General features: G+C 45.2%; 2 protein-coding genes and 1 pseudogene. All 3 read left to right on the top strand.

From position 1 onward, the window contains the following. The first annotated feature begins 115 nt into the window (after window positions 1–115). A complete protein-coding gene (locus A3739_RS06280; protein WP_068476710.1) occupies window positions 116–352 on the top strand; it encodes a cysteine-rich CWC family protein in 237 nt (78 codons plus the stop codon). 45 nt (window positions 353–397) lie between these two features. Next, window positions 398–769: a fluoride efflux transporter CrcB gene (gene crcB, locus A3739_RS06275; RefSeq protein WP_068476712.1), complete on the top strand. Its 372-nt coding sequence runs from the start codon at window positions 398–400 to the stop codon at window positions 767–769. Window positions 770–803: 34 nt separating this feature from the next. Beyond that, window positions 804–941: pseudogene (locus A3739_RS28010) on the top strand (serine--tRNA ligase); the annotation flags it as partial.

The following is a 941-nucleotide window of genomic DNA, read 5'->3' as shown; positions in this document are numbered from 1 at the left end:
GCGTTAGGTGCGCTACAAAGCAAGGAAAGCGGTATTTTCATCGCAATGACGGGCCAAGTATTTACGCCTGATGCGGTGAAAAAGAATCGCGCAGCGCAACGTTTTGAAAGTACGAGTGAATAATAAAGCTGTTTGCCCGTCTTGCGGTAACGAAAACAAATGCGGTATGGCTGCGCTGGACGCGGAATCGAATCTTTCGCAAGTGAGATGTTGGTGCTTACCTGAAGGTGGTTTTGATTTGGATTCAGTGAACGCTGAGTCAGTGTCGGGTGCTCAGCACTTGTCTTGTTATTGCAACCAGTGCTTAAAAGATAAGAAAGTTGTTGAAGGCAATAGTGTAATCACCGAATAAGGTCGGTACACTGCGTCTACAATCAAGAAGGGGGGGAGCAGGGAAATGAAAGTGCTTATTGGCGTTGCCATAGCAGGCGCAGTTGGCGCACTGTTACGTTTCGGTGTCACTCTTCTTGTCGGCCAGCGTTTTTTCCCTTGGGCGACTCTTTCCGTCAATGTTGTTGGGTCGTTTTTGATGGGAGTAGCTTATGTTGCGATTGTCGAAAAAGCTATTATTCACCCAGACTTGAAACCTGTCATTATGGCGGGAGGCCTTGGTGCTTTCACGACCTTTTCCGCGTTCTCTCTAGAGGTGTGGGCTTTCATTGAGAAAGGTGCGCTTTCGTATGCGCTACTTTATATTTTTAGTTCAGTGTTGTTGTCTATTACGGCACTGTGGTTGGGTATCGTAATTAGTCGTTACTGCCTCGCATAAAGAATTGAACAAAATTAAACGAAGTTGATTAGTCATGTTAGATCCAAAACTTATTCGTAGCGACGCTCAAGCAATTGCAGAGCGCCTTAAAATCAAAAAATATGAGCTTGATGTAGCCGGATTTGAAGCTTTAGAAGAAAGACGTAAAGCGATTCAAGTGGAAACTGAGACC

Source organism: Oleiphilus sp. HI0067 (genome assembly GCF_001635735.1).
This window is presented reverse-complemented; position numbering and strand designations above follow the sequence as displayed.

Excerpts from the sequence above, each read along its gene's own strand:
- crcB (WP_068476712.1), top strand. The coding sequence starts at position 398 with ATGAAAGTGCTTATTGGCGTTGCCATAGCAGGCGCAGTTGGCGCACTG.